Origin of the sequence: Streptomyces shaanxiensis (assembly GCF_039537145.1) — a bacterium.
GTDB lineage: Bacteria > Actinomycetota > Actinomycetes > Streptomycetales > Streptomycetaceae > Streptomyces > Streptomyces shaanxiensis.
The window spans coordinates 25,056-39,189 of the sequence record NZ_BAAAZY010000031.1 but is presented as its reverse complement, the minus strand read 5'-3'; the positions used below and the strand labels follow the sequence as shown (position 1 = coordinate 39,189).

Annotated in this window: 13 protein-coding genes; 10 read left to right on the top strand and 3 right to left on the bottom strand. The window is 70.5% G+C overall.

The window, feature by feature from the left end:
• Complete coding sequence (locus ABD932_RS40895) at positions 1–522, top strand: pyridoxamine 5'-phosphate oxidase family protein (protein ID WP_345021202.1); 522 nt, start codon at positions 1–3, stop codon at positions 520–522.
• A gap of 2 nt (positions 523–524) precedes the next feature.
• Positions 525–968, top strand: coding sequence for a VOC family protein (locus ABD932_RS40890; protein ID WP_345021200.1), 444 nt, complete (start codon positions 525–527; stop codon positions 966–968).
• Between the two features lie 122 nt (positions 969–1,090).
• On the opposite strand, the gene glnA is transcribed toward ABD932_RS40890, so the two are convergent.
• Positions 1,091–2,452: a type I glutamate--ammonia ligase gene (gene glnA / locus ABD932_RS40885; RefSeq protein ID WP_126391783.1), complete on the bottom strand. Its 1,362-nt coding sequence runs from the start codon at positions 2,450–2,452 to the stop codon at positions 1,091–1,093.
• 330 nt (positions 2,453–2,782) lie between these two features.
• Between glnA and ABD932_RS40880 the strand changes: the two genes are divergently transcribed.
• Positions 2,783–3,979: a globin domain-containing protein gene (locus ABD932_RS40880; protein WP_345021196.1), complete on the top strand. Its 1,197-nt coding sequence runs from the start codon at positions 2,783–2,785 to the stop codon at positions 3,977–3,979.
• A gap of 13 nt (positions 3,980–3,992) precedes the next feature.
• Here the strand turns inward: ABD932_RS40880 and ABD932_RS40875 are convergent, their stop codons facing one another.
• The gene (locus ABD932_RS40875) at positions 3,993–4,427 is read right to left on the bottom strand and encodes an RrF2 family transcriptional regulator (RefSeq protein ID WP_345021194.1); all 435 of its coding nucleotides are present in this window, start codon (positions 4,425–4,427) and stop codon (positions 3,993–3,995) included.
• Between the two features lie 198 nt (positions 4,428–4,625).
• Here ABD932_RS40875 and ABD932_RS40870 point away from each other — a divergent pair, with 198 nt between their 5' ends.
• The 3 genes from ABD932_RS40870 to ABD932_RS40860 all read left to right on the top strand — a co-directional run bounded on the left by ABD932_RS40870 (position 4,626) and on the right by ABD932_RS40860 (position 8,026).
• Entirely contained in the window at positions 4,626–5,282 is a 657-nt protein-coding gene (locus ABD932_RS40870; RefSeq protein WP_345021192.1) for a thioredoxin-like domain-containing protein, read from the top strand.
• Positions 5,279–5,905 (top strand): DUF305 domain-containing protein, encoded by a 627-nt coding sequence (locus tag ABD932_RS40865; RefSeq protein WP_345021190.1) that lies wholly within the window; start codon positions 5,279–5,281, stop codon positions 5,903–5,905. The genes ABD932_RS40870 and ABD932_RS40865 overlap by 4 nt, the downstream gene beginning before the upstream one ends.
• Before the next feature lie 183 nt (positions 5,906–6,088).
• The gene (locus ABD932_RS40860; RefSeq protein ID WP_345021188.1) at positions 6,089–8,026 is read left to right on the top strand and encodes a S53 family peptidase; all 1,938 of its coding nucleotides are present in this window, start codon (positions 6,089–6,091) and stop codon (positions 8,024–8,026) included.
• Positions 8,027–8,123: 97 nt separating this feature from the next.
• Here the strand turns inward: ABD932_RS40860 and panB are convergent, their stop codons facing one another.
• Positions 8,124–8,999 (bottom strand): 3-methyl-2-oxobutanoate hydroxymethyltransferase, encoded by an 876-nt coding sequence (gene panB / locus ABD932_RS40855; RefSeq protein WP_345021186.1) that lies wholly within the window; start codon positions 8,997–8,999, stop codon positions 8,124–8,126.
• A gap of 203 nt (positions 9,000–9,202) precedes the next feature.
• Between panB and ABD932_RS40850 the strand changes: the two genes are divergently transcribed.
• From ABD932_RS40850 to ABD932_RS40835, 4 genes are all read left to right on the top strand, one after another.
• The gene (locus ABD932_RS40850) at positions 9,203–10,792 is read left to right on the top strand and encodes an MFS transporter (protein WP_345021185.1); all 1,590 of its coding nucleotides are present in this window, start codon (positions 9,203–9,205) and stop codon (positions 10,790–10,792) included.
• 124 nt (positions 10,793–10,916) lie between these two features.
• The gene (locus ABD932_RS40845; RefSeq protein ID WP_345021183.1) at positions 10,917–11,546 is read left to right on the top strand and encodes a TetR/AcrR family transcriptional regulator; all 630 of its coding nucleotides are present in this window, start codon (positions 10,917–10,919) and stop codon (positions 11,544–11,546) included.
• Between the two features lie 269 nt (positions 11,547–11,815).
• Positions 11,816–12,802 (top strand): endonuclease/exonuclease/phosphatase family protein, encoded by a 987-nt coding sequence (locus ABD932_RS40840; RefSeq protein ID WP_425587588.1) that lies wholly within the window; start codon positions 11,816–11,818, stop codon positions 12,800–12,802.
• A gap of 97 nt (positions 12,803–12,899) precedes the next feature.
• Positions 12,900–14,126, top strand: a complete 1,227-nt coding sequence (locus ABD932_RS40835) for an MFS transporter (RefSeq protein ID WP_345021180.1) — start codon at positions 12,900–12,902, stop codon at positions 14,124–14,126.
• Positions 14,127–14,134: the final 8 nt, after the last annotated feature.

The window sequence follows — 14,134 nt, the reverse complement described above, 5'->3', positions numbered from 1 at the left end:
ATGACCGACAAGCAACCGCAGACCCGGCTGGATACGCGCTACAGCGACGAGACGGCCACGGCGACCGACTGGGCCGAGGCCGAGAAGCTGCTGGCCGGGGCCGAGCTGTTCTGGATCTCGACGGTACGGCCGGACGGGCGGCCGCACGTCACCCCGCTGCCGACGGTCTGGTCGCAGGGCGCGCTGCACTTCTGCACCGGCCCGCAGGAGCGCAAGGCGAGGAACCTGGCGTTGAACCCGCACGTCGTCCTGACGACCGGCACGAACACCTGGGACAAGGGGTACGACCTCGTGGTCGAGGGCGAGGCGGTGCGAATCACCGACGACGCGCGACTACGCGAACTGGCCGCCGGGTGGGAGGCGAAGTACGGCAGTTTCTGGCACTTCGAGGTCGCGGGCGGCCGCTTCCACCACGGCGCGGGAGACGCCTATGTCTTTTCGGTGGCGCCGGGCACGGTTTTCGGCTTCGGTAAGGGGGAGCCGTTCAGCCAGACCCGCTGGCGATTCACCATGGAGGACTAGCGATGGACTTCACCCTCGAAGTGATCCCGCTGCCCGTGAGCGACATCGACCGGGCCCGCGACTTCTACCGGGACAAGGTCGGCTTCCACGTCGACATCGACCAGGAGGTCATGCCGGGCATGCGCATCGTCCAGCTGACGCCTCCGGGCTCCGGCTGCTCGATCGCCCTCGGCGACAGCATCTGGGACATGACCAAGGGCGAAACCGTACCCGAGCCCGGTTCCTACCAGGGCCTGCAACTCTGCGTCGCCGACATCAAGGCGGCCCGGGCGGAACTGGTGGAACGAGGCCTGGAGATCTCGGAGCCGGTCCAGTACGCCCCGGACGACGGCGCGACGTTCATGTACTTCAAGGACCCGGACGGCAATGGCTGGTCGATCCAGGAGTACCGCCGCAGGGTGTCGGAGCCCTTGCACGAGCTGCTCTCGAAGCAGGCGGCAAGTTAGCCGACCGTTTCAGGGGCGCGGGGCTGTATCGATATGCGGCGGCTCCGCCGCGTGGGCGCGACCAGCCCCCACCGGCGGGCAGGCCGCACCACAACCCGCGCCCCCCACGGCGAGTAGGCGCACTAAAGAACCGGCAGATTCTTCCGCAGCTCGAACGCGGTCACCTCGGAGCGGTACTCGTGCCACTCCGCCCGCTTGTTGCGCAGGAAGAAGTCGAAGACGTGCTCGCCGAGCGTCTCGGCGACCAGGTCACTGCGCTCCATCAGCGTCAGCGCCTCGCCCAGGTTCTGCGGGAGCGGCTCGATGCCCATCGCGCGGCGCTCGGCGTCGGAGAGCGCCCACACGTCGTCCTCGGCGCCGGGCGGGAGCTCGTAGCCCTCCTCGATGCCCTTGAGCCCTGCGGCCAGCAGCATCGCGTAGGCCAGGTACGGGTTCGCACCCGAGTCCAGCGACCGGACCTCGACGCGCGCGGAGCCCGTCTTGCCGGGCTTGTACATCGGGACGCGGACCAGGGCGGAGCGGTTGTTGTGGCCCCAGCAGATGTACGAGGGGGCCTCGCCGCCGGCGCCGGCGGTGCGCTCGGAGCCGCCCCAGATGCGCTTGTAGGAGTTCACCCACTGGTTGGTGACGGCGGCGATCTCCGCGGCGTGCTTCAGCAGGCCCGCGATGAAGGAGCGGCCGACCTTGGAGAGCTGGTACTCGGCGCCGGACTCGTAGAACGCGTTGCGGTCGCCCTCGAAGAGGGACAGGTGGGTGTGCATCCCTGAGCCCGGGTGCTCGGAGAACGGCTTCGGCATGAAGGTCGCCTGGACCCCCTGCTCCAGCGCCACCTGCTTCATGACCAGGCGGAACGTCATGATGTTGTCCGCCGTGGACAGCGCGTCGGCGTAGCGCAGGTCGATCTCCTGCTGGCCCGGCGCGCCCTCGTGGTGGGAGAACTCGACCGAGATGCCCATCGACTCCAGCATGGTGATCGCCTGGCGGCGGAAGTCCATGCCGATGTTCTGCGGGGTGTGGTCGAAGTAGCCGGAGTTGTCGGCGGGGGTCGGGCGCGAGCCGTCGAGGGGGCGGTCCTTCAGCAGGAAGAACTCGATCTCGGGGTGGGTGTAGAAGGTGAACCCCAGGTCCGAGGTGCGGGCCAAGGCGCGCTTGAGGACGTAGCGCGGGTCCGCGAAGGACGGGGAGCCGTCCGGCATGAGGATGTCGCAGAACATCCGGGCCGTGCCGGGGGCCTCGGCGCGCCAGGGCAGGATCTGGAACGTCGACGGGTCCGGCTTGGCGATCATGTCGGACTCGTATACGCGGGCGAATCCCTCGATCGCCGAGCCGTCGAAGCCGATGCCCTCGTCGAAGGCCTGCTCCAGCTCGGCCGGGGCCACGGCCACGGACTTGAGGAAGCCCAGCACGTCCGTGAACCACAGCCGTACGAACCGGATGTCGCGCTCCTCCAACGTCCGGAGCACGAACTCCTGCTGCTTGTCCATCTTCCGCTTCCCCATCCTTGCTGGTCAGGCCGCCTGTCTCCGGTACCGCGGGAGGCGGTCGGGCACCTGAGCATCACACCACAACACCATTTCAGGCGCGTTGCGCACCTTGATCGCCGGAGCGACCTCGGACTGAACGCCCGGCGTACGGCAGGTGTCCTGCCGCGGCACGCGGTGATGTGCTCTTCCGCCCATCTTGCCTGCTCGGACCGACATCCGTAATGCCCGGCCCCTCAAGACCCACCCCGCTTTAATTTGCATCTTAGATGCAAGTTTTAATGAAGGCGGGCGGTCACCCTCGCGCCGCCCTGTCGAGCCTGAGGAGACCCGATGCTGTCCGAGCAGTCCGCAGCCACCGTCCGCGCCACCCTCCCCGCGGTCGGCGCATCCCTCGCCGAGATCACCGAGCGCTTCTACGCCGGGCTGTTCACCGCCCGCCCCGAGCTGCTGCGTGACCTGTTCAACCGCGGCAACCAGGCGGCGGGCACCCAGCGGCAGGCCCTGGCGGGGTCGATCGCCGCGTTCGCGACGTACCTCCTGGAGCACCCCGAGGAGCGGCCGGACGCGATGCTGGGCCGCATCGCCCACAAGCACGCCTCCCTGGGCGTCACGGCGGAGCAGTACGCGCTCGTCCACGAGCACCTCTTCGCCGCCATCGCCGACGTGCTCGGGGAGGCCGTCACGCCCGAGGTCGCGGCCGCCTGGGACGAGGTCTACTGGCTGATGGCGAACGCGCTCATCGCCGTCGAGAAGCGGCTGTACGCGGAGCGCGGCGGGAACGAGTGGCGGGAGTGGGAGGTCGTCGGACGCGTCGAGGAGACCGCCGACGTCGCCACCTTCCGGCTGCGCCCGGCCGACGGCCGCCCAGCGCCCGGCTTCCGGGCCGGGCAGTACGTCTCCGTCCAGGTCGACCTGGCGGACGGGGCCCGGCAGATACGCCAGTACAGCCTGTCCGCCGCGCCCGGATCGCCGGTGCGCCAGATCAGCGTGAAGCGGGTGCGCGGCGGTGCCGCCGCGCCCGACGGCGAGGTCTCGAACCACCTCCACGCGCGCGTGGAGGTCGGCGATCGCCTGCGCCTGTCGGCGGCGTACGGCGATCTCGTGCTCGCCGGCACCGAGGCCCCGCTGCTGCTCGCCTCCGCCGGCATCGGCGTGACCCCGATGGTCGCGATACTGGGTGAGCTCGCGGACGCCGGGCACCAGGGCCGGGTGATCGTCGTGCACGGCGACCGCTCCCCCGCCGAGCACGCCCTGCGCGCCGACCACGAGGTGTACGCCGAGAAGCTCGCGGACGCCTCGGTGCACTTCTGGTACGAGACGGACGCCGACGGCGCCGAGGAGTCCCACCGCACCGGCCTGGTCGACCTGACCGACCTCGCCGTACCGCAGGGCACGCGCGCGTACCTGTGCGGACCGCTGCCCTTCATGCGGGCGGTGCGGTCGCAGTTGATCGGGCAGGGCGTGGCGCCCGCCGACATCCACTACGAGGTGTTCGGGCCGGACCTCTGGCTGGGGCAGGAGGGCTGAGGCCGGTCCGGGTCTAGGGCGCGCGGCCGATCTGCAAGAGCAGTGGGCCGGTGGGATCCGCGGTCACGTCGGCCACCGTCAGCGGGTCCAGCGAGGCGAAGAAGGCCTCCTGGGCCCGCCGCAGGGCGCCCCGCAGCCGGCACCCGGAGTGCAGCGGGCAGGGATTGTCGCCCTCGCACTCGACGACGTCGCCGTCCCCCTCGAAGGCGCGCACGATCGCGCCGACCGACGCGGTACGGCCCTTGTCGCTGAGCGAGAGCCCGCCGCCGCGGCCCCGGCGGGCGTCGACCAGCCCCATGTGCTGCAGCTCGGCGACGACCTTGGCGGCGTGCGTGTAGGGCACCTCCATGTCCGCCGCGACCTCGCGGGTCGTCGGCATGGCGTCGCCCAGGACGGCGAGCCGCATGAGGAGCCGCAGTGCCAGGTCGGTGGAGCGCAACAACCGCATGAACGGCAGCGTAGATAATGCGCATCCGCGGTTCAAAATATCCGGCGATCGGCGCGGACCGGTCGGACGGCCGGACAGGCCCCGGTCCCCGACCCGGCCTTTCCGGCCTTTCCCCCTGACCGCACTACTGGAGGTCACACCTCCCCCATTACGATCAGCGAACCCGACCGTCCCACCCCTCCCAGAAGGGCACGCCTCATGGGCTCCGCCAAGAACAAGAGCAGCGCCGCGCGCAAGGCGCGAATAGAGGAGATGCGGCGCGCCGAGCAGGCCCGTGAGCGGCGCAACCGCATCCTCACCATCGGGGCCAGCCTGGTGGTCGTCGCCGGTCTCGTCGTCGGCGGTGTCGTCCTCATCCAGTCGCAGTCCGAGGAGAAGGCGCAGGCGGACAAGACGCCCGGGAAGTTCGTCACCGGCAAGGACGGCGTGAAGACCTGGAACAAGACCTTGTCCCAGACCCACGTCAAGACCGGCGTGACGTACCCGATGGAGCCCCCGGTCGGCGGCGACCACCACGCGGCCTGGATGAACTGCAACGGCGACGTCTACACCAAGGAACTCAAGAACGAGAACGCCGTGCACTCCCTGGAGCACGGCGCGGTGTGGGTGACGTACACCAGCAAGGCCTCCAAGGCCGACGTCGCCGCGCTGGCGGAGAAGGTCAAGAAGACGCCGTACTCGCTGATGAGCCCGGACGAGAAGCAGAAGGACCCGATCATGCTCAGCGCGTGGGAGCACCAGCGCACGGTGACGAGCGCGAGCGACCCGAACGTCGACAAGTTCTTCGAGACGTACGTCCAGGGTGAGCAGACGCCCGAGAAAGGCGCGGTCTGCACGGGCGGTCTGACGGAGTGAAACAGCACGTCGGATGGATAGCGGGGACCGCGGCGGCCGTGCTCGTCGCGGCCGGCGCGATCACCTACGCGGTTGCCGACGGGGACGGCGGCGCGGGCAGCACCCCGAGCGCGGACTCGGCGGACGCCGGGTTCGCCCGGGACATGGCGGTGCATCACCAGCAGGCCGTGGAGATGTCGTACATCGTGCGCGACCGCACGAAGGACGAGGAAGTGCGGCGGCTCGCGTACGACATCGCGCAGACGCAGGCCAACCAGCGCGGCATGATGCTGGGCTGGCTGGATCTGTGGAAGCTGCCGAAGGTGTCCTCGGACGCGCCGATGACCTGGATGGGCATGGGCGACATGGCCTCCGGCGAGGACGGCGCGCTGATGCCGGGCATGGCGACCAACACGGAGATGAAGAAGCTCGGAAGCCTCAGCGGCAAGCAGGCGGAGATCTTCTTCCTGCAGTTGATGACGGACCATCACAAGGGCGGCATCCACATGGCCGAGGGCTGCGTCGACAAGTGCACGGTCGATGTGGAGAAGGACCTCGCCCAAGGCATGGTGAACGGGCAGGAGTCGGAGATCGCCCTGATGACGGACATGCTGGCGGAGCGGGGCGCGAAGCCGCGCCCGTAGCCGTCCGGCCGCGCCAGTAGGGCCTGCTGGCCCTGTCGGTCCTGTCGGGCCGTCGAAATGGCCTTGTCATTAGGTTAGTTGGGACCTTCTTGGGCCGGGCATTCCCCCCGCGTGAACGGTTCGTCGCGAGAGTGGCCACCGTCGAGTGATCCACTCGCGCACACGAACCGCACAGGGGGTTCCATGAGATCTCACCGCGCCACGCTGCGCGCCGGAGTGAGCCTGGCGGCGACACTGCCTCTGCTCGCCGGCGCGCTGGCGCTCGGCATACCCGCGCACGCCGCGGACGGCCCGGGCCGGGACACGCTCGCCGGCACCAAGCCCGCGTGGGCCACGACCAAGGCGGACCGGGGCGCGGCCCCGGACGGCGCCCAGGTCTCCGTACGGGTCTATCTCGCGGGCCGGGACGCGGCCGGCCTCGCCGCCTACGCGAAGGCCGTGTCCGACCCGGGCTCGGCGTCGTACGGCACGTACCTGAGCAGCCGGCAGGCGCAGGCCCGCTTCGGCGCGACGAAGGCCCAAGTAGCCGCCGTCAAGGGTTGGTTGGCGTCGGCGGGCCTGAAGGTCACGGACGTCACGCAGCACTACGTCGCCGTGACCGGCGATGTGGCCGCCGCGGAGAAGGCGTTCGGCACCCAGCTGCACAACTACACCAAGGGCACGAAGACCTACCGCGCGCCCACGACGACCGCCTCGGTGCCGGACGGCGTCAAGGACGCCGTCCTGACCGTCACGGGCCTGGACAACGCACCGCACCTGGCGAGCCACAAGGACCAACTCCCGTCGCCGGAGACCGTGTTCCGCAACGCGGGGCCGTTCTCGACGTACCACGGCTCGAACGTGGCGACCACGCTGCCGGACGCGTACGGCACGAAGATCCCGTACGCCGTCAAGGGCTACACCGGCAAGCAGCTGCGCGCGGCGTACGGCGCCGGCAAGCGCACCGGCAAGGGGGTGCGCATCGCCATCACCGACGCGTACGCCTCCCCGACCATCGCCTTCGACGCGGCCACCTACGCCAAGCGCAACGGCGACGCGGCCTGGAGCTCGGGTCAGCTGCGCCAGGTCCTGCCCGCCAAGTACACGCGGACCAAGGAGTGCTCCGCGGCCGGCTGGTACGGCGAGGAGACCCTCGACGTCGAGGCCGTGCACGCGGTCGCGCCCGGCGCGCAGGTCACCTACGTGGGCGCCGCGTCCTGCTACGACGAGGACCTCCTGGACTCGCTCAGCAAGATCGTCGACAGTCATCTGGCCGACATCGTCTCCAACTCCTGGGGCGACATCGAGGCCAACCAGACGCCGGACCTCGCGGCCGCCTACGACCAGGTCTTCCAGTTCGGCGCGGTCGAGGGCATCGGCTTCTACTTCTCGTCCGGCGACAACGGCGACGAGGTCGCCAACACCGGTACCAAGCAGGTCGACACCCCGGCCAACTCGGCCTGGGTGACGGCGGTCGGCGGCACCTCGCTGGCCGTCGGCAAGGGCGACTCGTACCTGTGGGAGACCGGCTGGGGCACGCAGAAGGCGGTGCTGTCGGACGACGGCAAGAGCTGGACGGACTTCCCCGGCGCGTTCACCTCCGGCGCGGGCGGCGGCACCAGCAGGACGGTCGCCGAGCCGTACTGGCAGAAGGGCGTCGTGCCGGACGCGCTGGCCCAGGCCAACAGCGCCGACGGCAACCGCGTCGTGCCGGACATCGCGGCGATCGCCGACCCCAACACCGGGTTCCTGGTGGGCCAGACGCAGACCCTGCCGGACGGCACCACGCAGGCGTACGACGAGTACCGCATCGGCGGCACCTCGCTCGCCGCTCCGGTCATCGCGGCCGTCCAGGCGCTGGCCCAGGAGGCGCGGGGCGGGAAGCCGCTCGGCTTCGCCAATCCGGCGATCTACGCACGGTACGGCTCGAAGGCGTACCACGACGTCACGGACGACCCGACGGGCTCCGGGCTCGCGGTCGCCCGCGTCGACTACGTCAACGGCTATGACGCGGCGGGCGGCCTGACCCCGTCCGTACGGACCCTCGGCAAGGACAGCTCGCTGAGCGCGGTGAAGGGCTACGACGACGTGACCGGCGTGGGCACGCCGGCGGGCGGTTACGTGGAGTCGTACCGCCGCTGACCGGCACTTCGGGAAACGGGGCGCCCCGCCGACGGGGGAAGATCGGCGGGGCGCTGTGGTGCCGCAGTGGTTCAGGGGTGTCGGATCCCCACCGGGATCAGTGGACGGAATGCTCCTCCAGCGGGAACGTTCCGCCGACCACGTCCTCCGCGAAGGCCTTCGCCGCGTTGCCCATGACCTCGCGCAGGTCGGCGTACTGCTTGACGAACTTGGGGACGCGGCCGCCGGTCAGGCCCAGCATGTCCGTCCAGACCAGCACCTGCGCGTCGGTCTCGGAACCGGCGCCGATGCCGACCGTCGGGATGTGCAGCGTGCGCGTCACCTCGGCCGCCAGCTCCGCCGGCACCAGCTCCAGGACGACCGCGAACGCGCCCGCGTCCTGGACCGCCTTGGCGTCCCGCAGCAGTTGCGCGGCCGCCTCCTCGCCGCGGCCCTGGACCCGGTAGCCCATGGCGTTGACGGACTGCGGGGTCAGGCCGATGTGGGCCATCACCGGGATGCCGGACTCGACCAGCAGCCGAATCTGGTCGTACGACCGCTCCCCGCCCTCCAGCTTGACCGCGCCGACCCCGGCCTCCTTGACCATCCGGGTCGCCGAGCGCAGCGCCTGCACCGGGCCCTCCTGGTAGGAGCCGAAGGGCAGGTCGCCGACGATCAGGGCGCGTGACGTGCCGCGTACGACGGCCGCCGACAGCATGGTCATCTCGTCGAGGGTGACGGGCACAGTGGTGTCGTACCCGAGGTGACAGTTGCCGGCGGAGTCGCCGACGAGCATGACCGGGATGCCGGCCTCGTCGAACACGGACGCGGTCATCGCGTCGTACGCGGTGAGCATGGGCCACTTCTCGCCCCGCTCCTTGGCGAGCGCGATGTCGCGGACGGTGATGCGGCGTGTGCCCTTCCCCCCGTACAGCGCCTTGCTGCCGTCGGAGGGCTTCGCCTGAGGCGTCTGGGCAGCCGAAAGCTGCGTCATTGCAACGGCTCCTTCATGTCATCTCGAGGCGCCCTGACGGCGTCCCCGGATCCCCTCCATGGTGGCACTTCGTGCCGAACAGAACCAGGCCCCCCTGTGTGAGTTCCGCCCCGCCTCAGCCCTGCCCCGGTTCTGCGTAAGTTCTCGGCAAAAATTTACGATACGAGACGGTGCCGTATCGAAAATCTCCTACGCTCGACGCCATGACTTCTCCCGCCCCTGATACCGGCCCCCGGATACCGGAGGCCGTGCACCGGCGCCGCTGGGCCATCCTCGGCGTGCTGATGCTCAGCCTGCTGATCGTCGTCCTCGACAACTCGATCCTGAACGTCGCCATCAAGACCATCTCGACCCCGGCGCCGACGGGCCTGGGCGCCACCCAGAGCGAGCTGGAGTGGGCGATCAACTCCTACACGCTCGTCTTCGCGGGCCTGCTGTTCAGCGCCGGTCTCCTCGGTGACCGGCTCGGCCGCAAGAAGGTGCTGCTCGGCGGGCTGGCCGTGTTCGGCATCGGCTCCGCCCTCGCCGCGTTCTCCGGCTCGCCCGGCGAGTTGATCGCCTTCCGCGCGGTGATGGGCCTCGGCGCCGCCTTCGTCATGCCGGCCACGCTCGCCGTCCTCATGAACGTCTTCGAGCGCGAGGAGCAGCCCAAGGCCATCGGTATCTGGGCGGGCGGCGTCGGGCTCGCCATCGCCATCGGGCCCATCACCGGCGGCCTCCTCCTCGATCACTTCTGGTGGGGCTCGGTCTTCCTCATCAACGTGCCGATCGTGCTGATCGCGGTCGCGCTGATGGTGTGGCTGGTCCCGGACTCGCGGGATCCGAACCCCGGCCGTATCGACCCCGTCGGCGTCGTGCTGTCCGTGGTCGGCCTGGTCCTGCTGGTCTACGGCATCATCAAGGGCGGCCAGCTCGCCGACTTCACGGACGTGACGGTCCTCGCGACGATCGCCGCCGGTCTCGCCGTCCTCGTCGGCTTCGTCGTGTTCGAGAAGCGCAGCGACCATCCGTCCATCGACGTCACGTACTTCAGGAACAAGGTCTTCTCGGCCGCGATCGGCGTCATCGCGCTGGTCTTCTTCGCCCTCATGGGCGTGACCTTCTTCTCGGTCTTTTACACCCAGAGCGTGCGCGGCTACTCGCCGTTGGAGACCGGGCTGCTGATGCTGCCGCTCGCCGCCGCCCAGATGATCTTCGCGCCGCGCGCCCGGCTCCTGGTCGACCGGTTCGGCAACCGGGCCACGACCACCGGCGCGATGCTGCTCATCGCCGCCACCCTGCTCGCCTTCGCCACGTTCGAGGCGGACACGCCGATCTGGATCCTGGAGGTGGTGTTCTTCCTGATGGGCGCCGCGATGGCGCACATCATGACGCCGCTCAGCGTCGTCATCATGCAGGCCCTGCCCCGCGAGAAGGCCGGCTCCGCCTCCGCGCTCAGCAACACCTTCCGGCAGGTCGGCGGCGCTCTCGGCATCGCCGTCCTGGGCTCGGTCATGTCGGCCACGTACCGGGGCGGCATCGAGGACCGGCTCACGGTGCTGCCGGAGGGCGTGCGGCACACGGCGGGCGAGTCCATCGAGGCCACGCTGGGCGTCGCGGACCGGCTCGGGCAGCGGGGCGAGGCCCTCGTCGGCCCGGCCCACGACGCCTTCCTGCACTCCATGCACGTCACGGCGCTGTGGGGAGCGGGCGTCGCGGTGCTCGGCGCGGTGGTCGTGGCGCTGTTCCTGCCGGGGCGGCCGACGGCGCCTCAGGAGGGGGAGGCGCAGCGGGAGTTGGCGGCCACGGAGTAGGACGGGCGCCGGGCCGGCCGGACACCCGCCGCACGGGCGGGACACGCGCCGAACCTCGCCTCGTACCCGCAGCCGTCGTACACCAGGGAGAATCAGCACAGCCCACGGAAAGGACCGAGTTCGAGTGAGCCTCGCCGACAGCCACCCCCGGCAGGACGGCCCCGTCAGGGGCCGCCCCCGCAGCGAGGCCGTGGAGCGGTCCATCATGGAGGGCGTCCTGAAGTTGCTGGAGGAGGGCGTGCCGCTCGCGGAGCTGTCCATCGAGCGCATCGCCCGTACCGCCGGCGTCGGCAAGGCCACCATCTACCGCCGCTGGAGCGGCAAGGAGGCACTCTTCGTCGACGTCGTGCGGGCCGCCGAACCCCCGGACCCCGAACTGCCCGGCACCTCGGTGCGCGACGATCTCGTGGCGCTCATGGAGCAGTTGCGCCGGCGCGGCCTGATGACCCGTTCGCCGGTGCTCCTGCACAACGTCATCGCCCAGATGAAGAGCAGCCCGAAGATCTGGGACGCCTATCACGCGAACGTCGTCGAGCCGCGGCGCAGGAAGCAGCACGCGATCCTGCGCCGTGCCCAGGAGAACGGCGAACTGCGCACGGACCTCGACGTCGACGTGATGAACGACCTGATCTTCGGACCGATGCTGGTGCGTGCCGTCATGCGCCCGGACGCCGACCTCCCGGAAGGGCTGGCCGAGCAGATGGTCGACGCGGTGCTCGAGGGTCTACGGCCCGTCAGTTCGCGCACCCCGTAGATCGCATGTGCGCGTTTCGTCACAGAGCGCGCTTTCCCCCGCCGCAACCGGAACTCGCGAAGGGGACTTGTACGTCCTCGCCCCCGTACGGCCGTCATGAGAACGGCAGGAACGGAGCCGATCATCCCCTAGGGTTTCTTTGGGCGCGGGGGGACGACGGTGTGCACGGCAGGTAGTGAGGCGACGGTATGGCGCAGCAGGCGTACGTGACGGATACGGACAACGGCGGCTCGGGGCCCGAGCGCCGGGAATCCGGGCCCCGGCGCCTGATGAACCGCCTGAGGAAGACCCGTTTCGGTGCCGGCCTGCTGGGCGGCGACCCACACATCTGGCGGCGCGGCATCGTGCTGGCCGCCCTCGCGGTGATCCTCGCCCTGGTGATGCTGCTGCACGCGCAGATCCCGAACACGATCGGCAACCTCGGCAGCCTGACCGAGACGTTCCTGCCCTGGCTGGGCCTGTTCGTCCCGGTGCTGCTCCTGCTGGCCCTGGTCCGCAGGTCAGCGACCGCGCTGATCGCCGTTCTGGTCCCGGCGCTGGTGTGGCTGAACCTCTTCGGCGGCCAGCTCACCGACAAGACCGGCACCGGCGGCGACCTGACGGTGGCCACGCACAACGTCAACGCCGACAACACCGACCCGTCCGGCACCGCCCGGGACGTGGCCGCGTCCGGCGCGGACGTGGTCGCCCTGGAGGAGCTGACGGCCTCGGCGGTCCCGACGTACGAGAACGCGCTGGCGTCGACGTACAAGTACCACTCGGTGCAGGGCACGGTCGGGCTGTGGAGCAAGTACCCGCTGAGCGGCGTCAAGCCCGTCGACATCAAGCTGGGCTGGACCCGTGCGATGCGGGCCACGGTGACCACGCCGTCCGGGCAGGTCGCGGTGTACGTCGCCCACCTGCCGTCGGTGCGGGTGAAGGTGGAGGCCGGGTTCACCGCCCGGCAGCGCGACAAGAGCGCCGACGCGCTGGGCGAGGCCATCGCCGACGAGCCGCTGGAGAGGGTCGTCCTGCTCGGAGACCTCAACGGCACGATGAACGACCGCGCGCTCAACGCCGTGACCGCCCAGATGCGCTCCACCCAGGGCGCCTCGGGCAGCGGGATGGGGTTCAGCTGGCCGGCGTCGTTCCCGATGGCGCGGATCGACCAGATCATGGTGAGGGGCGTCGAGCCGGAGAGCTCGTGGACGCTGCCGGAGACGGGGAGCGACCACCTTCCGGTGGCTGCTCGTGTGAAGGTCGACACGTCCTCGTAACCGCAGGGAATACCGGGCCTGAGAGCCTTTGTTCCGAAGCTGAACATAAACTTCGTACGGAACTCCGCTCTCTCCCCGGAAAGGCACGGCTGCTTTCATGCCCCTGGCCCTGCTCGCCCTCGCCGTCGGCGCCTTCGGCATCGGTACCACCGAGTTCGTGATGATGGGCCTGCTGCCCGAAGTCGCCGGCGACCTGCACATATCCATCCCCGCCGCCGGACACCTGGTCTCGGCCTACGCGCTCGGCGTCGTGATCGGCGCCCCGCTGCTGGCGGCCGTGACGGCGCGGATGCCCCGCCGTACGGTCCTGATCGGGCTGATGGCGCTGTTCGTGGCGGGCAACGCGGCGTCCGCCCTCGCGCCGGACAACTCCTGGCTGCTCGTGGCCCGCTTCGTGAGCGGCCTGCCGCACGGTGCCTTCTTCGGCGTCGGCGCGGTGGTCGCGACGAGCATGGTCGCGCCGGAGCGCAAGGCCCGGTCGGTGTCCCTGATGTTCCTCGGCCTGACCGTCGCCAACATCGCGGGCGTGCCGGTCGCCACCCTCATGGGGCAGCACCTGGGCTGGCGGGCGACCTTCCTGGGCGTCAGCGCGATCGGCCTGGCCGCGATCGCCTCGCTCGCGCTGCTGATCCCGCACGACCGGGTGCCGGCGCCGGCCGCCGGACTGCGCGGTGAACTGGCCGCGCTGAAGTCCCTGCCGGTGTGGCTGGCCCTCGGCACGACGGTCGCGGGCTTCGGCGCGCTCTTCGCCGCGTACAGCTACATCACGCCGATGCTGACCGACTCCGCCGGGTACGCCGACGCCAGAGTGACGCTGCTGCTGGCGCTGTTCGGCGTGGGCGCGACCATCGGCAACCTGCTGGGCGGGCGGCTGGCGGACCACGCGATGCGCCGGACGCTGTTCGGCGGCCTGCTCTCGCTGGCCGCGGTCCTGGCGCTGTTCCCGCTCCTGATGTCCACGGCGTGGAGCGCGGCCCTGGCGGTCGCCCTGCTCGGCATGGCGGCGTTCGTGACCGGCTCCCCGCTCAACCTGATGGTGATGGAGAAGGCGTCCTCGGCCCCGTCCCTGGCCTCCTCTGCCAACCAGGCCGCCTTCAACCTCGCCAACGCGGGCGGCGCCTGGATCGGCGGCCTGGCCCTCGCCGCCGGCTTCGGCGTGACGTCTCCGGCGCTGGCCGGGGCGGCGCTGGCCGTGCTCGGGCTGGGGGTCGCGGGTGCCGCGTACGCGGTGGACCGGCGCCGGGCCTCCGCCGCTCCGCGGGCCGGGCGCGAGCGGGTGGTCGCCGGGCATGTCCCGCAGCAGGTGGAGACGGTTCGGCACTGAGTTCCGCG